General features: G+C 64.2%; 20 protein-coding genes, 1 tRNA gene and 1 riboswitch. Of the genes, 9 read left to right on the top strand and 12 right to left on the bottom strand.

Annotated elements, in window-relative coordinates:
- The first annotated feature begins 147 nt into the window (after nt 1-147).
- Nucleotides 148-1,152 carry an Hsp33 family molecular chaperone gene (locus HCN50_RS22585; RefSeq protein ID WP_171711935.1) on the top strand — a complete coding sequence of 335 codons (1,005 nt, stop codon included), beginning with the start codon at nt 148-150 and terminating at the stop codon, nt 1,150-1,152.
- A gap of 22 nt (nt 1,153-1,174) precedes the next feature.
- Here HCN50_RS22585 and apaG read toward each other — a convergent pair whose 3' ends face one another.
- Entirely contained in the window at nt 1,175-1,567 is a 393-nt protein-coding gene (gene apaG / locus HCN50_RS22580) for a Co2+/Mg2+ efflux facilitator ApaG/CorD (RefSeq protein WP_057853560.1), read from the bottom strand.
- Between the two features lie 86 nt (nt 1,568-1,653).
- Complete coding sequence (locus HCN50_RS22575; protein WP_171711934.1) at nt 1,654-1,815, bottom strand: hypothetical protein; 162 nt, start codon at nt 1,813-1,815, stop codon at nt 1,654-1,656.
- Here HCN50_RS22575 and HCN50_RS22570 point away from each other — a divergent pair.
- Genes HCN50_RS22570 through HCN50_RS22560 form a run of 3 tightly spaced genes read left to right on the top strand, consistent with a single transcriptional unit; the run spans nt 1,805 to nt 4,875 of the window.
- Nucleotides 1,805-3,067, top strand: coding sequence for an OpgC domain-containing protein (locus tag HCN50_RS22570; protein ID WP_171711932.1), 1,263 nt, complete (start codon nt 1,805-1,807; stop codon nt 3,065-3,067). The genes HCN50_RS22575 and HCN50_RS22570 overlap by 11 nt on opposite strands.
- Nucleotides 3,064-3,828, top strand: a complete 765-nt coding sequence (locus tag HCN50_RS22565) for an SGNH/GDSL hydrolase family protein (protein ID WP_171711930.1) — start codon at nt 3,064-3,066, stop codon at nt 3,826-3,828. The genes HCN50_RS22570 and HCN50_RS22565 overlap by 4 nt, the downstream gene beginning before the upstream one ends.
- Nucleotides 3,829-3,840: 12 nt before the next feature.
- Nucleotides 3,841-4,875, top strand: coding sequence for an SGNH/GDSL hydrolase family protein (locus HCN50_RS22560; protein ID WP_171711928.1), 1,035 nt, complete (start codon nt 3,841-3,843; stop codon nt 4,873-4,875).
- 64 nt (nt 4,876-4,939) lie between these two features.
- Here HCN50_RS22560 and HCN50_RS22555 read toward each other — a convergent pair whose 3' ends face one another.
- On the bottom strand, nt 4,940-6,133 hold the full coding sequence (locus tag HCN50_RS22555; protein ID WP_171711926.1) for an O-succinylhomoserine sulfhydrylase: 1,194 nt from the start codon (nt 6,131-6,133) through the stop codon (nt 4,940-4,942).
- Between the two features lie 72 nt (nt 6,134-6,205).
- Nucleotides 6,206-6,285: riboswitch (SAM riboswitch) on the bottom strand.
- A 123-nt stretch (nt 6,286-6,408) separates the two neighbouring features.
- Between HCN50_RS22555 and HCN50_RS22550 the strand changes: the two genes are divergently transcribed.
- The gene (locus HCN50_RS22550; RefSeq protein ID WP_171712073.1) at nt 6,409-7,515 is read left to right on the top strand and encodes a 2'-deoxycytidine 5'-triphosphate deaminase; all 1,107 of its coding nucleotides are present in this window, start codon (nt 6,409-6,411) and stop codon (nt 7,513-7,515) included.
- A gap of 27 nt (nt 7,516-7,542) precedes the next feature.
- On the opposite strand, the gene HCN50_RS22545 is transcribed toward HCN50_RS22550, so the two are convergent.
- The 5 genes from HCN50_RS22545 to HCN50_RS22525 all read right to left on the bottom strand — a co-directional run bounded on the left by HCN50_RS22545 (nt 7,543) and on the right by HCN50_RS22525 (nt 13,041).
- Nucleotides 7,543-8,439: an alpha/beta hydrolase gene (locus tag HCN50_RS22545; RefSeq protein ID WP_171711924.1), complete on the bottom strand. Its 897-nt coding sequence runs from the start codon at nt 8,437-8,439 to the stop codon at nt 7,543-7,545.
- A 15-nt stretch (nt 8,440-8,454) separates the two neighbouring features.
- The gene (locus tag HCN50_RS22540; RefSeq protein WP_171711922.1) at nt 8,455-9,189 is read right to left on the bottom strand and encodes an ABC transporter ATP-binding protein; all 735 of its coding nucleotides are present in this window, start codon (nt 9,187-9,189) and stop codon (nt 8,455-8,457) included.
- A complete protein-coding gene (locus HCN50_RS22535; RefSeq protein ID WP_171711920.1) occupies nt 9,186-10,319 on the bottom strand; it encodes an ABC transporter permease in 1,134 nt (377 codons plus the stop codon). The genes HCN50_RS22540 and HCN50_RS22535 overlap by 4 nt, the downstream gene beginning before the upstream one ends.
- A gap of 12 nt (nt 10,320-10,331) precedes the next feature.
- Nucleotides 10,332-11,555, bottom strand: a complete 1,224-nt coding sequence (locus HCN50_RS22530; protein WP_171711918.1) for an acyltransferase family protein — start codon at nt 11,553-11,555, stop codon at nt 10,332-10,334.
- A gap of 148 nt (nt 11,556-11,703) precedes the next feature.
- Nucleotides 11,704-13,041 (bottom strand): PQQ-dependent sugar dehydrogenase, encoded by a 1,338-nt coding sequence (locus HCN50_RS22525; RefSeq protein WP_171711916.1) that lies wholly within the window; start codon nt 13,039-13,041, stop codon nt 11,704-11,706.
- Between the two features lie 206 nt (nt 13,042-13,247).
- On the opposite strand from HCN50_RS22525, the gene HCN50_RS22520 reads away from it, so the two are divergent.
- Nucleotides 13,248-14,690 (top strand): MATE family efflux transporter, encoded by a 1,443-nt coding sequence (locus tag HCN50_RS22520; RefSeq protein WP_171711914.1) that lies wholly within the window; start codon nt 13,248-13,250, stop codon nt 14,688-14,690.
- A 137-nt stretch (nt 14,691-14,827) separates the two neighbouring features.
- On the opposite strand, the gene HCN50_RS22515 is transcribed toward HCN50_RS22520, so the two are convergent.
- From HCN50_RS22515 to HCN50_RS22505, 3 genes are all read right to left on the bottom strand, one after another.
- Complete coding sequence (locus HCN50_RS22515; protein ID WP_171711912.1) at nt 14,828-15,229, bottom strand: SRPBCC family protein; 402 nt, start codon at nt 15,227-15,229, stop codon at nt 14,828-14,830.
- 154 nt (nt 15,230-15,383) lie between these two features.
- On the bottom strand, nt 15,384-15,743 hold the full coding sequence (locus HCN50_RS22510; protein ID WP_171711910.1) for a VOC family protein: 360 nt from the start codon (nt 15,741-15,743) through the stop codon (nt 15,384-15,386).
- Between the two features lie 54 nt (nt 15,744-15,797).
- Nucleotides 15,798-16,637 carry a helix-turn-helix transcriptional regulator gene (locus tag HCN50_RS22505; protein ID WP_171711908.1) on the bottom strand — a complete coding sequence of 280 codons (840 nt, stop codon included), beginning with the start codon at nt 16,635-16,637 and terminating at the stop codon, nt 15,798-15,800.
- A gap of 204 nt (nt 16,638-16,841) precedes the next feature.
- Between HCN50_RS22505 and HCN50_RS22500 the strand changes: the two genes are divergently transcribed.
- The 3 genes from HCN50_RS22500 to HCN50_RS22490 all read left to right on the top strand — a co-directional run bounded on the left by HCN50_RS22500 (nt 16,842) and on the right by HCN50_RS22490 (nt 19,662).
- Nucleotides 16,842-16,915: transfer RNA gene (locus HCN50_RS22500), tRNA-Gly, on the top strand.
- Nucleotides 16,916-16,936: 21 nt separating this feature from the next.
- On the top strand, nt 16,937-17,506 hold the full coding sequence (locus HCN50_RS22495; RefSeq protein ID WP_171711906.1) for a hypothetical protein: 570 nt from the start codon (nt 16,937-16,939) through the stop codon (nt 17,504-17,506).
- 80 nt (nt 17,507-17,586) lie between these two features.
- Entirely contained in the window at nt 17,587-19,662 is a 2,076-nt protein-coding gene (locus tag HCN50_RS22490) for a methyl-accepting chemotaxis protein (protein WP_171711904.1), read from the top strand.
- Between the two features lie 61 nt (nt 19,663-19,723).
- On the opposite strand, the gene HCN50_RS22485 is transcribed toward HCN50_RS22490, so the two are convergent.
- Complete coding sequence (locus HCN50_RS22485; RefSeq protein WP_235977142.1) at nt 19,724-20,044, bottom strand: cupredoxin domain-containing protein; 321 nt, start codon at nt 20,042-20,044, stop codon at nt 19,724-19,726.
- Nucleotides 20,045-20,051: the final 7 nt, after the last annotated feature.

The following is a 20,051-nucleotide window of genomic DNA, read 5'->3' as shown; positions in this document are numbered from 1 at the left end:
CGTGCATGCACAAAATGGGTCCCGGCTCTGCGGAGCAGCGTTTCACGCTGCTCCGCGTCCGGGACACGAGATCTAGCGAAACTGAGCCGCAGCGTTTGCATTTCGCACCCCTTTCACTCAGCCCTCACAGACCCCAGATAGAGCGCCATGGTTCCTGAATCTCCCGACATGAAAATCATGACCGAGGCGCCCGTTCGCGCGCCCTCGTCCGTTCCCGTCGATGACGCGGTGCTGCCGTTCGAAGTTGCCGCCCTTGATCTGCGGGGGCGGCTGACCCGGCTCGGCCCCGCGCTCGACGACATCCTGACCAAGCACGATTATCCCGTACCGGTCGGCAAACTGCTCGGCGAAGCGATCGTGCTGGCGACGCTGCTCGGCTCGGCGCTGAAGTTCGAGGGCCGCTTCATCCTGCAGACGCAGACCGACGGCCCGGTGTCTTTCCTGATCGTTGATTTCCAGTCGCCGGATCGCTTACGCGCCTATGCGCGCTACGACGCGCGGCGGCTGAAGGAGGGTCAGGATTCCGGCAGCCTGCTCGGCAAGGGCCATCTGGCGATGACCATCGATCAGGGCGGCGACATGAGCCGCTACCAGGGCCTTGTCGCGCTCGACGGCGGCAGCCTGGAAGACGCCGCCCATGAATATTTCCTGCGCTCCGAGCAGATCCCGACCCGCGTGCGGCTCGCGGTCGGCGAGGAATGGCGCGGCGGCGACGGCGGCAAGCATCGCTGGCGCGCCGGAGGCATGCTGCTGCAGTTTCTGCCGAAGGCGCCGGAGCGGGCGCGGCAGGCCGACCTGCATCCGGGTGACGCGCCCGACGGCACGGCGACGCATACCGTTGCCGAGGATGATGCGTGGGTCGAGGGCCAGTCGCTGATCGGCACGGTCGAGGATGTCGAGTTGATCGATCCGGATCTGTCCGGCGAGCGCGTGCTGTACCGCCTGTTCCACGAACGTGGCGTGCGCGTTTTCACGCCGCTCACCTTGCGCGCCCAATGCTCCTGCTCGCGCGAGGCGGTATCGGCCATGCTGAAGAGCTTTGCGCCGAAGGACCGCGCCGAGATGGTCAAGGACAACAAGGTGGTGGTGACCTGCGAGTTCTGCTCCTCGGTCTACCAGTTCACGCCGCACGAGGCGGGCGTGGAAGAGTAGTGATGACGAGCGTGAATGCTCGTCAGTTCAACACCCGCTTGTTGTCCGGGCTGTCCAGCGAGAACGTCGGCACGTCGATCTCGAACCGTTCGCCGCTTTCACTGACCATCTGATAGCGGCCGGTCATGAAGCCCGACGCGGTCGGCAACGGCACGCCGCTCGTGTATTCGAAGCGCTCGCCGGGCGCGAGCACGGGCTGCTCGCCGACCACGCCTTCGCCGCGGACTTCCTGCTTGCGGCCGGTGGCGTCGGTGATGATCCAGTGCCGGGTGCGCAGTTGCACGGTCTCGGCGCCGGTATTGGTGATGACGATGGTGTAGGACCAGAAATATTGCCCGCGATCGACCGAGGAGCGCTCGGGAAGGAAGTTCGGCTCGACGGTGACTTCGATCTGACGGGTGACAGCGCGGTACATGCGGGCAAGCTTCCGAAAATCCTGTTCCGCATCATAGCCAAGAATGCCGGCGGAACCAATCTCCGGCCCGCTTGGTTTGTCGCCTGTCAGATCGCGGTTTCAACACAGTTCCGTTCTAGAGCGCGGGCCGCGCGCTGCCGGTCCCGTATCACCTGTTCGTGCACCTTGTGTGCAAGTTGCGGGCCGATATTATCTTTTCCGGCCAGTGCACGCGTGAATCTCAACCAGCGGTGCCAGATGTCGTCCATTGCCGATCCAGTTGCCGGAACGCCTCGCAGCGACGCCGCCACGGCCCCCGATGCCAAGGCCGCCGCAGCATCTTCCGCGCCGGCGATTGCGTTGCCCGTGGCGGGCGAGCGCGAATTGCGGCTTGATCTGTTCCGCGGGATGGCGCTGTGGCTGATCTTTATCGACCATCTGCCGACCAACATCCTGACCTGGTTCACGATCCGCAATTACGGATTTTCCGACGCCACCGAAATCTTCATCTTCATCTCCGGCTACACCGCCGCCTTCGTCTACGGCCGCGCGATGCTGGAGGCCGGTTTCGTGGTGGCGACCGCCCGCATCATGCGGCGCGTTTGGCAGATCTACGTCGCCCACGTGTTCCTGTTCACGATCTTCCTGGCGGAAATCTCCTACGTCGCGACCCGTTTCGAAAACCCGCTCTACAGCGAAGAAATGGGCATCATGGATTTCCTCAAGCAGCCCGACGTGACCATCGTGCAGGCGCTGCTGTTGCGCTTTCGGCCCGTCAACATGGACGTGCTGCCGCTCTACATCGTGCTGATGCTGTTTTTGCCGATCGTCCTGTGGCTCCTGAAATGGCGGGCCGACGTCGGGCTGGCGCTGTCGGTGCTGCTCTACGCGCTGACCTGGCATTTCGACTGGTATCTGACCGCCTATCCGAGCGGCTTCTGGATCTTCAATCCGTTCGCCTGGCAATTGCTGTTCGTGTTCGGCGCCTGGTGTGCGCTCGGCGGAGCTGCGCGGATGTCGCGGATCCTGTCGTCGCCGGTGATGCTGTGGATCTGCATTGCCTATCTCACGTTCGCGTTCTTCGTCACGCTGACCTGGCACATTCCGCAGCTCACCTTCCTGATGCCGAAGCGGCTCGAACAGTGGATGTACCCGATCACCAAGACGGATCTGGACGTGCTGCGCTTTGCCCATTTCCTGGCGCTGGCGGCGCTCACCGTGCGTTTCCTGCCGAGGAGCTGGTCAGGGCTCAAATCGCCATGGCTGCGACCATTGATCCTGTGTGGCCAGCATTCGCTTGAGATATTCTGCCTTGGCGTCTTCCTGGCGTTTGCCGGGCATTTCGTGCTGGCCGAGCTTGGCGGGGGTGCCGTCACGCACGCCCTGGTCAGCGTTGCCGGAATCCTCATCATGTGGGGCGTGGCGTGGGTGATTTCGTGGTACAAGCATTCGGCCGACAAAGGAGCGTCGAAAACGAAAGGCACGGTAATCAACGCCGACATGGCGGGAGGAAGCGCATGAGGCCCGGCTCGGGAGCTGTGCTGGTCCTGACGCTGCTTGCGGGTCTTGCAGCCGCAGGTTCGGCGCGCGCCCAGGATGCTGCCACCCCCCAGGCCTGCGACGTTCCGCCGTACCTGCTCTCCACCGAGAGCACGCTTCCGAAGGTGGCCGAGGCGGTCAAGAACGCCCGGCCGCTGACCGTCCTGGTGGTAGGCAGCCGCTCTTCGACCATCCTTGCCTCCGAAAGCAGCGCCTATCCCGCCAAGCTGCAGGCGGCGCTGAAGGAGAAGCTGCCCTCGATCCCCGTCAACCTCTCCGTAGAGCTGCAGACCGGCAAGACCGCCGAGGAGGTGGATCCCGGCCTCGTTAAGCTGGTGGAAGCAAAAAGGCCTACTTTGGTCATCTGGCAGACGGGAACCGTCGATGCTATGCGTTCCGTCGATCCCGATGATTTTCGCAGCGCCATCGACGAAGGGGTTGTTGCGTTGCAAAATGCAGGGGTCGATGTGGTTCTGGTCAATTTGCAATACAGCCCGCGCACTGAAACCATGATTTCTGCGCCGCCGTACCTAGATAATATGCGCGTGGTTGCGCAGCAGCACAGCATTCCGCTGTTCGACCGGTTTGCCATCATGCGTCACTGGAACGACGCCGGAGATTTCGACCTGTTCAGTACATTCCATGGCACCGACATGGCCAAACGGGTTCATGCTTGCCTCGGCCGCGCGCTGTCGAAATTCGTGCTCGATGCGGCCCGCCTCGATCAGGCGCAGCAGAATTAGGGACTAGCGTTAATGAGTTATCACTACCCTTTTCGTTTGCCGACATTGCTGACTATCTCCGCCGCGGGCCTGGCGCTGATGATGCCGGCCGCGGCGTCGCCCCTGCATGCCCAGACCGCCCCGCAACAGGCCGGCCAGCAGGCGGCGCTGTCTGATAACGCCAGGACCGGCAACAAGCCCGAAAACAAGACCGAACAGCCGCCCCCGGCTGAAAGTGCCCAGCCGCAGGCCACCACCACCAATCCGGCCGCGCAGAAGGGCATCACCGGCAAAGCAATCGACAAGGTGAAGGAAGCCGCGAAATCGGCCGGCGACATCTTCAGCCGTGTTCCGTGCCTGCCGCCCAAGGGCAGCTCGAAATCGATGGGCTCGCTGCCGCGCGTCGCGAGCAAGCTCGTTGCGGGTCAGCCGGTGGTGATCGTCGCGTTCGGGTCGTCATCGACCCAAGGGTACGGCTCCAGCGCACCGGAATTCACCTACCCAAACAGGCTCGCCGCGCAATTGCGCCGGCATTATCCAACCGCCGACATCTCCGTCGTCAACGCCGGCAAGGGCGGCGAGGACGCGCCGGAAATGATGAAGCGGTTGCAGACGGCCGTCATCGACCTGCATCCGGATCTGGTGATCTGGCAGGTCGGCACCAACGCGGTGCTGCGCAACCTCGATCCGGGCGAGACGGCAAAGCTCGTCGAGGAAGGCATTGCGCGCATTCAGTCGGCCGGCTCCGACGTCGTGCTGATCGATCCGCAATATTCGCCGCGCGTCAACGAGCACGCCGAGAGCGCCGGCAAGATGATGAAGCTGCTCAACAAGGTCGCCGAGCTGCGCAAGGTCGGCGTCTTCCCGCGCTTTGCGGTGATGAAGGACTGGCACGAGAAGCAGGCGATCCCGATCGAGAATTTCGTGATCGCCGACGGCCTGCACATGAGCGATTGGGGCTACGCCTGCTTCGCACAACTGCTCGGCGATGACATCATCAAGTCGGTCGGCCAGATCAAGCTCGGCGTCGCTGTGCCGTCGGACGTGCGGGCGTACCGGCCGATGTAGCTTTGGCGAATAGGGAGTAGCGAATAGCGAGTGGTCAAGGCTATTCGCTACTCGCCATTCGCCTCTACGCCTTTTCCAGCGCCTGCGCAAAATCCTCGATCAAATCATCTGGATGCTCGAGCCCGGCCGAGAAGCGAATAAAACCTTCGCTGATGCCGAGCTCGGCGCGCGCCTCGGGCGTCAGCCGCTGATGCGTGGTGGTCGCGGGATGCGTGACGAGACTCTTGGCATCGCCGAGATTGTTTGAAATGCGCGAGATCTGCAGCGCGTTGAGGCAGCGGAACGCGGCTGCCTTGCCGCCCTTGACCTCGAAGCCGATCAGGGTCGAGCCGGCGCGCATCTGCTTTTTCACCAGCGCTGCCTGCGGATGATCTGATCGCCCGGGATAGATCAGCCGCGAGATCTTCGGGTGCGACGCGAGCGCATCCGCCACCTTGGCCGCCGTCTCGGTCTGGGCGCGTACGCGTACGCCCAGCGTTTCCAACCCCTTGAGCAGGGCCCAGGCGTTGAACGGCGACAGCGAGGGCCCGGTCTGGCGCATAAAGTTGTGGATGTGCTCGGCGATGAAAGCTTCCGACGACAGGATGATGCCGCCGAGGCAGCGGCCCTGGCCATCGATATGCTTGGTCGCGGAGTAGACCACGACGTCGGCGCCAAGCGAAAGCGGGCTCTGCCAGATCGGCGTGGCGAACACGTTATCGACGATCAACCGTGCGCCGCCCTTGTGCGCGATCTCGGCAATCGCCGGGATATCGAGTACGTCGAGCGTCGGATTGGTCGGGCTCTCCAGGAATAAGGACTTGGTGTTCGGCCGCAATGCGCGCTGCCACTGGTCGAGATCAAGACCATCGACCAGCGTCGTCTCGATGCCGTAGCGCGGCAAAAGATCCTGCACGACGTAGAGGCACGAGCCGAACAGCGCTTTCGAAGCGACCACGTGGTCGCCGGCCCGAAGCGGTGCGAGGATCGCGGTCGTCACCGCGGCCATGCCGGTCGCGGTCGAGCGCGCGGCTTCCGCGCCCTCGAGTTCGATCATGCGGCGCTCGAACATCGCAATCGTGGGATTGGAGTAGCGCGAATAAATAAAGCCGGGGTCCTCGCCCTTGAAACGCGCCTCGCACTGCTCCGCGCTGTCGTAGACGTAGCCCTGGGTGAGAAACAGCGCTTCCGACGTCTCGCCGAATTGCGAGCGCAGGATGCCGCCATGGACCAGACGGGTTTCGGGACGATAGCGGGCGGCAAACTTTGATTCAGACATGTGACCTCCGACGTGACCACCATTGACAATGGTCACAAAAAACCGGCCTGGAAGAATTTCCACAGGCCGGGATCACACGTGTCCCCGGCCTGTTTAGCGATTTATTTAACGTGGCTGCAAGCCGGCCGGCTCAAATCACCACGGGATAAGTCATGCTGATATTACCTCGTGCTCTTCCCGTCAAGGCGGCCATCGGATAACCCCTAAAAGCCCATATTTATGAGGTTTGGATGACGTTTGGGCATCCGAAAAGGGCCACCTCCGAGGACCGCGCCGTGCCGTTCACGCTTCCGCCCGACGCCAACGGAATTCTGCCCGACCGCATGATCGCGGCGATGGCGGACGCGGGCCTGATCCTGCCGGAATACCCGTTTGTCGAAAGCCAGATCCAGCCGGCGAGCCTCGACCTGCGGCTCGGCGACATTGCCTACCGCGTGCGCGCGAGCTTCCTGCCCGGTCCCGACGCCGCGGTTGCCGAGCGCATCGACGAATTGAAGCTGCACGAGATCGACCTCTCGGATGGCGCAGTGCTCGAGACCAACTGCGTCTACATCGTACCGCTGTTGGAGAGCCTTGCACTGCCGCCGCAGATCGTGGCGGCCGCCAATCCGAAGAGCTCCACGGGACGGCTCGACGTTTTCACGCGCGTGATCGCCGACGGCACGCGCCGCTTCGATATGATCGGCGCGGGCTACCACGGCCCGCTCTATGCCGAGATCAGCCCAAAGACGTTCCCCGTGCTGCTGCGCGAAGGCTCGCGGCTCTCCCAGGTGCGATTCCGTATCGGCGACGCTATCCTGAACGCCGACGAACTCGATGCGCTGCATGGGGCCGAGCGGCTGGTCGATATCGATGATGCCGACCTTGCCAATGGCGTGGCGCTATCGGTCGATCTGTCCGGGCAGAACACCGGCGGCTTCGTCGGCTACCGCGCCAAGCGCCACACCGGTGTGGTCGACGTCGATCGCCGCGGCGGCTATGCGGTCGACGAGTTCTGGGAGCCGATCCCGGCGCGTCCCGACGGCAGCCTCATCCTCGATCCGGGCGAATTCTACATCCTGGCCTCGAAGGAAGCGGTGCAGGTGCCGCCGGATTACGCCGCGGAGATGGTGCCGTTCGATCCCCTGGTCGGCGAATTCCGCGTGCACTATGCGGGATTCTTCGATCCCGGCTTCGGCTATGCCGGTGCCGGCGGGCAGGGCGCACGCGCGGTGCTCGAAGTGCGCTCGCGCGAGGTGCCGTTCATCCTCGAGCACGGCCAGATCGTCGGCCGCCTGGTCTACGAAAAAATGCTGTCACGGCCCGACGCGATGTACGGCCAGCGCATCGGCTCGAACTACCAGGCGCAGGGGCTGAAGCTCTCCAAGCATTTCCGGGTATGAGTGCCAATTGCGCGGCGGGCGTTCGCCTTAATCGCGCAGCTTCGAGATAAACTTGCCGATCTGTGCAATCGCCTGACGCGCTTCGGGAAGTACCGGCGCGAATAATTGCCATGTGTGCGGCATGCGGTGCCAGATCTCCAGCTCGCTGCGCGCATTGTATGACCGCAGCTTCTCCGCCATCCGCACCGCGTCGTCGCGAAGAATTTCGTCGCTGCCGACCTGGATCAGGACCGGCGGCAGTCCGGCCGGGTCGCCATAGAGTGGCGAAGCGTAGGGGGAGCGCGGATCGGTGCCGGCAAGATAGAGCTTCGCCACTTCGGGAAGGTCATCGACGTTCATCATCGGATCGGCCTTGGCATTCGCCTGCAGGGAGGGGCCCGCCAGCGCCAGATCGGTCCACGGCGACAAGGCGACGGCCGCGGCGGGCAGGGCTTTGCCTTCGTCACGGAGCTTCAGCAGCAGGCACAGCGCCAATCCGCCACCGGCGGAATCTCCCATCAAGAACAACCGACCAATATCGGGTGTGTTGTCGGCCAGCCAATGATAGCCGTCGGCAGCATCCTGAAGCGCGGCTGGAAAAGCATGTTCGGGTGCCAGGCGGTATCTGAGCGCCCAGACGCGGGCTCGCAACGCGTCGGCAATTCGCCAGAGGAAGTGCCGGTAATAGACCGGCGAGCCCGAAACATAGCCGCCGCCATGGAGATAAAGCACGTTACGATCCGGCTGCGATGCTTCAGTGGTGACTTGATGAAAGGCCAGCCGGCCAGCCTCGACTTCAATCGTAAGGGTTCCAGCGGGCGGGCGCGGCACAAACCGCTCGATCGCCCGCATCTCCCGCCGCCATTGTTCGACGTCGAGATGTCCGCTGCGCCGCTTGAGCAACATGCGAATGCCCAGGCGGAGAAGCTCGGCCCGCAGGCTCATGGCCGCTCCTCGCGCTCACATCCTGAACGGCACGGTTTTGGGCATGCGCGGGCGGTCAGTTTCACCGGGACGCTCCTGCACGATGAGACCGTCCTCGATCTCGACAATGCGATCGGCGTACGGGACCACGCGCGGGTCATGGGTGACGACCAGCACCGCCCGCTCGCGCTCATGGGCGGTATCGGCGAGAATGCGCATGATGGTCTGGCCGTTCTTGCCGTCCAGCGCCCCGGTCGGCTCGTCGGCAAGGACCACGGAAGGATTTGCGACGAGGGCGCGCGCGATGGCGACCCTTTGCTGTTCGCCGCCGCTGAGCCCGCCCGGCAAACTGTTCGCTTTTGGCTCGAGTCCGACCATGGCAAGTGCCTCCCGCGACTTCTCCGCCGCGCGCCTGCCGTGCTCGCCGCGAATATCCAGTGCCAATTGCACGTTCTGGGCCGCCGTCAGCGTGGGGAACAGGTGATAGGACTGGAATACGAAACCAACATGCTCGCGGCGAATCCTGGCGAGCGCTTCCTTGTCGGCGCCAGCCGTCGGCGTACCGCACACGGTGACGCTGCCCGAACTCGGCGTCAGCATGCATCCGAGCACCAACAGCAGCGTGGTCTTGCCACTTCCCGAAGGACCCATCAGCAACGTCAACTCGCCGCGTCGGAGCGCGAGATCGACGCCGCGCAACGCCTGCACCTCGCCGGCACCGCGACCCAGCGTCTTCTCGACCGACTTGGCTTCAACTACATAATCATTCATCGCATGAACACCGTGGCTGGATCGATACGAACGACACGGATGATCGCTCCGATGCCTGATGCTACGCACATCACGACCGTCAGCGCGAACAGCGCTGCCATCAGCCAGGGCGTGATGACGATCGGAAGTGCGCTCTTGGCGGTCATCTGGACGACGATGAAGCCGATCCCGGCGGCGATAGCGAATCCGACCACGGCGTTGATGAGCGCCTGGTAGATGATCACGCCATAGATATACGCGTTCGATGAACCCATTGCGCGCAGGGTAGCGAATTCGCTCAAATGATCCTTGGTGCTGGAATAGAGCGTCTGCGCGACGATCACCGTGCCGACGATCACGCCGAGCAGTGCGCCGGCAAACAGCGCAGCGCCGGCTCCCGTTCCAAACAGCCAGAACGAGCGGCTGCGGCTGCGGAAATCATCCGAGGTCAGGACTTCCGCATCGCCGGCTTCCGCGCGAATGGCGCTGAGGACCTTCTCTCGATCGGCATCGTCCTTTAGCCGAACGAGAACGCTGCTGGCCCGATCGCGCGGCGTGCCGGTGTAGTTGCGCGCATTTTTCAGGTCGACAAACACGTAAGGCGTCGTGGCAAACGAGCGGATTCCATCGGTGATCGCGACCACGCGCACCTTGCGACCACGGATCTCCGCAGTCGAACCGACGCTGCTGACTCCGAGCCTGTCAAAATAGGAGCGGTCGACCGCAACGTTCGCTCCCTGCGTCAGCGCCTGCACGTTGCCGTCCACGACATTGAACGGTTGCAGGCTGCCGTCGCGCAGGTCGGCGCTCACAATGAAGACCGGCGTCACTTCGCCGCTTTCCAGGCGCCAGTCCGAGAATCCGATCACCAGCGGGACGGCCCAGCTAACACCTTCCATGGTGGCGACGCGGTCGCGCAGCTTGACATCGAGAAGCGAAGGGTCCTCGAAGCATTTGGCGCCCTTGGGCAGGATCCAGAAATCGGCCGAGGCATGGTCGATCATGGTCGTGACCATCCGCCCGAACCCTAGGAACAGACCCATCTGGATCATGACGAGGACGACCGAGAAGACGATTCCGACCATGGTCGCGACGAAGCGAAGCCGATCGTGGAACAGGTTACGCGACGCAAGTGTCAGTACCAGCGACATGTCGGCATCCGTTTATCGCGGTTGATTGGCGATGGCTCTTTCGTCTTCCGGTTCGGAGTGGCGCGAAACGAGCGCCTTGATACCGATCTTCATTCCGGCACTTGCAGCCAGACTTATGGTGAGCGCAGCAGCAAACACCATCGTTGCCTTGCCGATCGCATTGAGATCGACGCCAAGCAACGCGTATTGCAGCCACACGACCACGACGTAATGCACGAGGTAAATGCTGTAGGCATTGCTCGATAGGCTGTCGAGCAGGCGGTCGCGTGATTGCAGCAGCCGAAGACAAATCGCGAGCAGACACAGAGCGGCGGCCGCGGAAGCAACTGGAAACGCCAGCGCCGACGCAAAACGAAATAGCAGCGCGCTTGCCCACCAATCCGGCAAGGTCAGCGATGTGAGCCCGCCCCACGCAGACATGCTAACTACCGCCGCAGCAAGCCAGGCCAGCCAATGACGTGCCAGCGGCCCGTCGAGACGCAATATGCTGTGTTCGGTCCGCTGGTTGCCGATGGCAAATCCTGCGAAGAAATAGACCAGATAGTGCAGCGGCCGGCTCAACTGAAACGAAAATGGACCGAGAAACGTCCATTCCCAGGGCGTCAAGGCCATCGCCAGCGGCACATAGGCCAGCGCAGAGAGCGCTGCGAGTCCGGCGAAAAACATCAGCGGGCGATCGGCGAGGCGCGCGGCGAGCGCGCTTGATGCCCGGAGCCAGTGTGGGGCGAACGCATGGAGAGCGGCCGCAGCCGCGCCCAGCAGGAATATCTGCCACAGGAACCATTGCGGCCCGGCAGGCCACATCGGAAGCGCCCGCCAGTGTTGCCAGAAGGCACTGAAGGAGGCGTCGGCCGCCGTCAGCCGATAGGACGCGAAATAGGCGAGCGGGCTGAGAATGCCGACCGCGAAGACGAACGGCAGGCTGATCCGCCACGAGCGCTCCAGCAGGTAAGTGAGCGACCCCTTGCGGCCCAGGCTGGATGGCGTGAACAAGCCGGCCAGGAAAAACATCAGCGACATCAAGCTGACGTCCTGCCACGCGCAAAACAGATCGAATCCGAACCAGCGCTCGCGGTCGAGGATCGGAAATGCGATCCAGCGATAAGGCGGTGCGTCGAACGGAAATGGATCGGCCGGTTGCGAGGCGAGGTACGGCAACACGGAATGGAACGCGACCACGATTACGATGGTTACCGCGCGCAAGTTGCTGAGGGGCACATTGACCTGTGATGACACGGCCGTTCGTCCACACTGCCGCGCCCAACTGGCTTGGGAACCGGCAGGGATCAACGTGGAATCGGCCCGCTCGTTCCCGCTAACGGGCGGAACTATGCGTGGTCAAAGGCCGCTCGGCTTGCTTAGCCAAGATTAAGGTACCGCCCTGTTACCGCGCCGCTGATTTTGCCGACGGCGTCACGCGCCAAATAGTATTGCCGACGTCGTCCGCGACCAGAAGCGCGCCCTGCTTGTCGAGCCGTACGCCGACGGGACGGCCTTGCGCCTCGCCCTTGTCGTTCAGGAAGCCGGTCAGCACGTCCTGTGGCGGGCCTGAGGGCTTGCCATCCTTGAAGGGCACAAAGATCACCTTGTAGCCTGAGCGTGGCTTGCGATTCCACGAGCCGTGCTGGCCGATGAAGGCGCCGCCTTCCATTTCGGGCGGAAACAGCTTTCCGGTGTTGAAGACGAGCCCAAGCGAAGCCGTATGTGCGCCGAGCGCATAGTCCGGTGCCATCGCCTTCTGCACCAAATCGGGCCGTCGCGGCTCGACCCGTGTGTCGACGTGATCGCCGAAATAGCTGTACGGCCAGCCGTAGAACGCGCCGTCCTTCACCGAGGTCATGTAATCGGGCACCAGATCATTGCCGAGTTCATCGCGCTCGTTGACCACGACCCAGAGTTCGCCAGTCTGCGGATTCCATGCGGGACCGTTCGGGTTGCGCAGGCCCGACGCGAACACGCGCCATTGGCCGCTTGCTCGATCGACTTCCAGTACCGCGGCGCGATCCTTTTCGGCATCCATGCCGTTTTCACCGACGTTGCTGTTGGAGCCGACCGTCGCATAAAGCTTCGTGCCATCAGGGCTGGCGGTGAGGTCCTTGGTCCAATGGTGATTGAGGGTGCCGGCCGGCAGATCGGTCAGCTTGACGCCGGGCCCACCGATCTTGGTGTCCCCGGCGCGGTAGGGAAATTTCATGATCGAATCGGTATTGGCGACGTAGAGCTCGTCGCCGACCAGCACCATGCCGAACGGCGAGTTCAGTCCGCTGATCAAGGTGGTTCTCAGCTCGGCGACGCCATCGCCGTCGGCATCGCGCAGCAAGGTAATTCGGTTGGCGCTCGGAACGCCGGCGCCGGCCCAATTCTGCGCCTGCTTGTAGATGAATCCCTTGATGCCCTTGCCGTCGTCCGGCTTCGGCGGCGCGTTGCTCTCGGCGACTAGCACGTCGCCGTTCGGCAGTGTGTAGACGGTGCGCGGATGGCTGAGGTCGAGGGCAAAGGCGCTGACTGTCATGCCGCTTGCGGCGGTCGGCGTCGCACCGTTCGGCCAGCGCTTGACGGTTGCGATGTCCACCGTGGGGATCCAGGAATGTTCCGGCGGCGGCAGGTTGGGTGAGGGACCATAGCTCTGTGCCACGGTCGCGGTGTCCTTGGGGTCGTTACAGGCGGCCAACGGCAGCGCCAACGCGCCGGCGCAGATGGCGAGGAGGAGGGGGTTGCGCATGGCAGGGTTCTCCGGATATCGCCCCTACAATGCCGTGCCGGCCCGAACGTTCGTGTTCCGGCATGAATTCCCTGTGAGAAGCCTGGCCGCAGGCCTGCCACACAATCCCGCAGGCCCCCATTGCGCCCGGTGCACGCGGAATCAGCCCTTGCCGTGCTAGGAAGCGGCGCGCCGTGGCGACTTAAGTCCGCACGCAGGGAGTAGAAATGTCCGGCCTCGGCGTTGCCGAAATTCCCGTCGACGAGAAGGAGCGCCCGTTTCCGGCGCCGCAAGCGCCTGCGCGGAACGCGCTGCTCGACGGCCCGATCCTGCGCACGCTGCTGTGGCTCGCCTGGCCCAACGTCATCGCACTCACTGCGGGTACCTGCGTTGTGATCGCGGAGACCTCCTATATCGGCAGGCTCGGCGTGGAATCGCTGGCTGCGATGGCGCTGGTGTTTCCGATCGTGATCCTGACCATGACGATGTCGGGCGGAGCCATGGGCGGCGGCGTGGCCTCGGCGATTGCACGCGCGCTCGGCGCCGGCGACCGCGATCGCGCCTCGACCCTGGCCGCGCATGCGCTCCTGATCGGGCTCTGCTTCGGGCTGGCGTTCATGCTGGGCATGCTGATCTTCGGCCCCAAACTGCTGGAATTACTCGGTGGCCGCGGCAATGTGCTGGCGCAGGCGGTCGCCTATACGCAGATCTTCTTCGGCGGCGCCGTCGTGCCGTGGCTGATGAACACGATGTCGGGCATCTTGCGCGGCACCGGCAACATGAAGCTGCCGTCGCTATTGATGCTCTCGTCGGCGGTCTGCCAGATCATTCTCGGCGGCACGCTGGGCTTGGGCCTCGGCCCGATCCCGCAATTTGGCATGCGCGGCGTCGCGGCGGGCTCGCTGATCGCCTACCTGATCAGCATCTCCGTGATGACATGGTATCTGTTCTCGGGCCGCGCGCGCGTCGTCCCGAAGATCCGGGGGCTTCGCATCCGTTTGCCGATATTCATCGACATCCTGAAGGTCGGAGCGATTGCCTGTTTCTCGCCGCTGCAGTCGGTACTGACGATCAGCATCTTCACCCATATGCTCGCAAGCTTCGGTACCGAAATCCTTGCCGGCTACGGCATCGGCGCGCGGCTCGAATTCATGCTGACGTCGATCGCATTCGCGGTCGGCATCGCCTCGGTGCCGATGGTCGGCATGGCGGTCGGCGCGCAACGCATCGCGCGCGCCCGCAAGATCGCGTGGACCGCGGGGCTTGTGGCGTTCGTCTCGGTCGGCGCGTTCGCAAGCGTGATCGCCGTTTTCCCCGACATCTGGGTCAACCTGTTCACCGACGATGCGGCCGTGCGGGCCGCCAGCCGGCAGTATCTGTCGACGGCCGCTCCGATGTACGCGTTCATCGGGCTCGCCACGACGATGTATTTTTCCTCGCAGGGCGCGGCCAAGGTGATCGGCCCCGTGCTGGCGCAGACCGTGCGGCTGGCCTTCATCTGCGCCGGCGGCTGGTGGCTGTTGACGCACGCCGCCACGGCACAGAACTTCTTCACGCTGGCGGCCGCCTCGATGGTGCTGCTCGGTGTGCTGTCGTGCGCCAGCGTGGTGCTGACGCGCTGGGGGCCGAAGTCGCAGCCCGTGGCGGAAGTGAGAGCGGCGTTGCTGTAATGATCGTCATTGCGAGGAGCCGCGCGAATGCGTGCCCGATGACAGGCTCCGCGACGAAGCAATCCATCTATCCTCGTATGCGGAAAGAATGGATTGCTTCGCTTCGCTCGCAATGACGGCTGCGGCCTTTGATGCCGTCAGGCCGCGCTTCGGCCCAGCGCCTTCTGCATCGCGGCGAGGCCCAGATCCATCTGCGCGTCCATGTAGGGTGCGATCTCGTTCGGCAGCACGTCGGCAATCCAGACGAAGCGGGTGCGTCCGTCGGCCTCGGCAAATACCTGCGCGGAAGCGCTGTGTTGCCTGATGCGCTCGCTGACAATGGCATAGACCAGCCGCCGCCGCGTCTCGTCGCAATCGACCAGGATTTCGCGCGCGACGGTGCCGTTCGAAAACGTGACGATGCGCGCGTCGCCGTCGAGCTTGGTGTCGGTCACGAAGCCCGGCACCAGCCGGGTATGCAGCGCGCCGAAATCGCGCAGCGCGTCCCAGACGTCGTCAGGCTTGGCGTCGATGATGATTTGCTTGTGGATGGAAGTCATAGGCGTAATCCTTGATGATGTTGGGTTCGTCATTGCGAGGAGCAAAGCAACGAATCAATCCATCTCTTCCTGTGCGGCGCTAGGGATTGCTTCGCAGAGCCTGTCATCGGGCGCGCATTCGCGCGACCCGTTGGCTCGCAATGACGCGGAGAGATCACGCGCAAACCGCCTCGACATTGTTGCCGTCGGGATCGATCAGAAACGCGGCGTAATAGGTCGGACTGTAATCCGCGCGCGGTCCGGCACCGCCATTGTCGCGGCCGCCGGCCTTCAGGCCTTCGGCATGGAATTGTTTGATCGCCGCGTGATCCCTGGCGCGAAATGCGACATGCGCGCCGGTGCCGGCCTTGCCCTTGTGCAAATGCAGCCAGAGCGCGGGCGCGCCCTTCGGGCCGAAGCCCGCACCGGAATCGTCACGCGAGCACAGCACGAAACCGAGCGGCGCGAGCGCTGCCGTATAGAAGCGCACACTGGCGTCGAGGTCGCTGACGCGTAATCCGATATGGTCGTACATGGGTATTCTCCAGTCAAAGGTGCCGCGAATTTGCGCGGCCTGGAGAAAGCCTACTCAGTGGAGGGCGAGCCGTTCTTGGAAAATATTGCGCATCCCCCGCGAGGCCTGGCGGAATTTCAGTGGCGAGGCGCCGGCGGCGCGATGGAAGGTGCGCACGAAATTGGAAAGATCGGCGAAGCCGACGTCATAGGCGATGTCGGTGATCGGGCTATCGTCGTTGACGAGGCGCCGCGCGGCATGGCGCAGCCGCGAGCGTACCAGATATTGATGCGGGGTGACGCCAAGCGCCTGCGAGAACAGCCGCAGGAAATGGAACGGGCTGATGCCGGCCTGCGCGGCGGCGTCCTCCAGATTGATCTGATGATGCGAATTGGCGTCGATCCACAGCGCGGTTTCCACCGCCCGGCGGCGATCGCGCGCCGCATCAGGGCCGGACTTGCGCGGCTTGCCGGAAACCACCTCGACAAAGCGGCTCGCCAGCACCTGGCCGATCTCGTCGAGGCCGATGTCGCTGTTGCCATCTGCTGCCGCCTGCGCCAGCTCGCCCAGCACTACCAGTTCCGGCAGCGGCGGCACGGAGCCGATCTGCCAGGGCGTTTTGCTGTCGCCGACCGTATCCACCAGTTCGGGGGCGAGGAAGAACGACAGGCATTCGTCGCCACAGACATGCTCGTGGGTGCAGGTATATTCGTCGCCGGGATGGCCAATCAGCACCGATCCCACCACCAGTTCGCTGAACTTGCCGCGGGCGTGCAGGCCGAAACTGCCCTTGCGCACATAGGAAATTGAATGCCCGCCATGCTGCTCCGCGAACGGCTTGTCGCCCGGACCTGCGCTGCAGCGGAAGTCGAAGACGGAGATCGATTTGCGTTCAAGAAGCGTGGTCGCGATCATTCCGCCTACTTAAGGATGCGCGCGGGGTGGCGCAACCGGCAGCAGTACGTCAACAGTGTCTTGCCGGGCATCTGGCCAGCGCCGTCGATCGAAACAGGCGGTCCGACGCGTCTCATCTGGAATTTTGGGAAAGTGAACAGTGAGACGGGACGGCGAATGGAACAGCTTGGCGGATCGCGCAAGGTCGGCTAATCATGGGACGCCGCGGGCGTAGTTCAATGGTAGAACGGCAGCTTCCCAAGCTGCATACGAGGGTTCGATTCCCTTCGCCCGCTCCAATCCTTCAGGCGAGGTGAGCGTTGACCGAGACGATCACTTCCACTGAGACTTCCCGCAACAACTTACTGATGATCGCCGCCGGCGGCATCGTAACCGGCATCCTCACGCCGCTGTCGCCGTTGCTGATCGACAGGATCGCCGGCCCCGGCGACCAGTTTCGCGTCGCGTTAGTCGCGGTGCCGTTCGCCATGCTCGTCTTCGTCCTCGTGCGCCGCTTCGGCCGCAATCCCTGGTGGGCTGCGCTGGTCGCCGCCCTCGTCACGATGGCCGCCTTCGTCTGCGCGGTGGATGCCGCAGTCCTCGTCGAGGGCAATACGGGTGACGCGCCGCGGGTGATGCGCTATCTGCTCGCCGGCCTGACCGGTGGTCTGGTCGGCACGGCCTTGATGGCGCTTGGGACCGCGCTGTTGCCGGCGGGGCCGCGGCAGGCCGCGGCGTGGTGGCCGATGCTGATCACGGGCGCGCTGGCCGGCACGCTGCTGGCGCTCGATGACGCCATCGGACTCGACAAGTTCTCGTTGCTCTATCCGGTGTGGCAGGCGGCGGTGGCAGTGCGGCTGACGATGATCTTGCGTTCAAGAAGCCCGTAGTTCTACCGGCCTCGATTTAAGACGGCCTTAGTTCGTTCCGCCTACGCTGCCCGCTCTCCCAGGCAGAGCGGAAACAGAACATGCGGATCGGACGGCTTTTTGCGTTGTCGATGCTTTCGGTGACGATCCTCGCGGTCGTTCTCGGCGCCGGAGTTTTGGTCCCGCAATATCGCACCTTTGCCAGCAAGAGTGAGGCGATCAAGACCGTGGAGGCCTATGGCGCGGTGCTGGCGGTCGGCCAGCAGGTCGCCGGCTACCGCGCGCCGTATGTCGGCCCGCTGTTTCAAGAAACGGCCGCGACGCCGGTGCAGATCGAGACCGCCGCGAAAGCGGTGCAGGCGGGCGATGCGGCGTTCGCGAGGGCGCGGACGGTGGTCGGCGCGCTCAACGATGAGGCGGCGATCGTCCAGGGCCTGAACCAGGCGGCGGCCAAGCTGGCCGATGTTCGCGCGGCCAGCGACCGCGCGCTGGCCTTGCCCATGAGTGCGCGCGATCCGGCGGATATCAAGGGTTTTCTGCCGGGCATTGCCGCGGTGGTCGGCATCCTCGAACCGCTGTTGAACCGGCTGGAAAAGCAAGTAGCGCTGGCGGATGCCTCGCTGACGGCGCTGTTGAATATCGCCCGCACTGCCCAGGATCTGCGGATCTCGGCCGGCGGCCGCGCCGCCACCGTGTCGCTTGCGATCAGCACGCGCCGGCCGCTGACGGCGGCTGAAATTTCCATCACCGACCGCGCCCAGGGCCGGGTCGATCTCGACCGCGAGCGGATCGAGGCCGGCGTCGATCAGATCGGCAGCCCGCAGCGCCTTGCCAAGGCGATGAACGATGCCATCGAGGGCTACTTCGGCAAAGCCGCGCCTTGGCTTGAAAAGGCGATGGCGGCCGGTCGCGCCGACGGCAACTACGGAATCAACTCGGAGCAACTCGCCGGCGCGATCGTGCCGGCGGTGCAGGCCTTCTTCGCTGTGCGCGATGCGGCGCTCACGGAAGCCGCCGAGCGCGCCGGTGCCGCGCGCGATGCGGCCCTCACGATGCTGATGCTAGCGGGCCTTGCTGTGGTGGCGCTGCTCGGCGTACTTGCCGGCGTCACTGTGATGCTGCGCCGGCGCATCATCACGCCGCTGGCGACCTTGACCGGCGCGGTCGGCGATCTCGCCGTCGGCCGGCACGACGTCACGATTCCAACCATCGACCGGGCCGACGAGATCGGCGCCATGGCAGGTTCGCTGCAGGTGTTCAAGGAGGCGCTGATCGCCAAGAAGGCCGCCGATGAGGCCGCCGCGGTGGAAGCCGATGCAAAAATCCAGCGCGGCCAGCGCGTCGACAGGATCACCAGCGAGTTCGAGGCAATGATCGGCGAGATCGTCGAGATCGTTGCATCGGCGTCGAGCGAACTGGAAGCCTCCGCCGGCACGCTGACGGCGACCGCGGAGCGTTCCGAGGAGCTGGCCACCATGGTTGCGGCGGCGTCCGAGGAAGCCTCCACCAATGTGCAATCGGTCGCGTCCGCCACCGAAGAGATGGCGTCGTCGATCAACGAGATCAGCCGTCAGGTCCAGGGCTCGGCGCGCATCGCCGGTGAGGCGGTGGAGCAGGCGCAGAAGACCAATGGCCGCGTCGGCGAGCTCGCCAAGGCTGCCACCCGCATCGGCGATGTGGTGGAGCTGATCAACACCATTGCCGGCCAGACCAATCTGTTGGCGCTGAACGCCACCATCGAGGCGGCGCGCGCCGGCGAGGCCGGTCGGGGCTTCGCGGTGGTCGCCTCCGAAGTGAAGGCACTGGCCGAGCAGACGGCAAAGGCGACCGGCGAGATCAGCCAGCAGATTTCGGGCATCCAGGCCGCGACGCAGGAATCGGTCGGCGCCATCAAGGAGATCGGCGATACCATCGCGCGGATGTCGGAGATTGCCGCCACTATTGCCGCCGCCGTCGAGCAGCAGGGCGCAGCGACCCAGGAAATTTCCCGCAATGTCCAGCAGGCCGCGAATGGCACGCAGCAGGTTTCCGCCAATATCACCGACGTGCAGCGCGGCGCCAGCGAGACCGGCTCCGCCTCCGGCCAGGTGCTCACTGCCGCGAAATCGCTCTCCGGCGAAAGCGACCGGTTGAAGCGCGAGGTCGGCAGGTTCCTAAGCTCGGTGCGCGCGGCCTAGGCCGCTTCGCCGGCTGCTAAGTAAGTAAGCGCGGCCTGCGCAAGTTCGAAGACGCGCTGCGCTACGGCGCGATCGTCAGCACTGCCTTCATGTTCGGATGGTACCGGCAGTAATATTCGATAGCACCCGCCTTCGTCAGGACCGATGTCACGGTCTTCTTCGGCGGCGTGATCACGTCGAAGTCGCCGTTGCGCGCGGTCGCGGTGTGCACGAGGACGTCCTTGTTGATCCATTCGATGGTGTCGCCGACCTTGGCTGCGACTTCGGCCGGCGCGAACACCAGATTGTCGATCGTGATCTGAATCGTCGCCGCCTGCGCCGGGACGGCCATCGCGCCAAGGAGCAGGGCGACGACGAGGGGCGGACAGCGTCCCGGCATCATGGCGCTC

The organism is Bradyrhizobium archetypum, from assembly GCF_013114835.1.
Classification (GTDB): domain Bacteria; phylum Pseudomonadota; class Alphaproteobacteria; order Rhizobiales; family Xanthobacteraceae; genus Bradyrhizobium; species Bradyrhizobium archetypum.
This window is presented reverse-complemented; position numbering and strand designations above follow the sequence as displayed.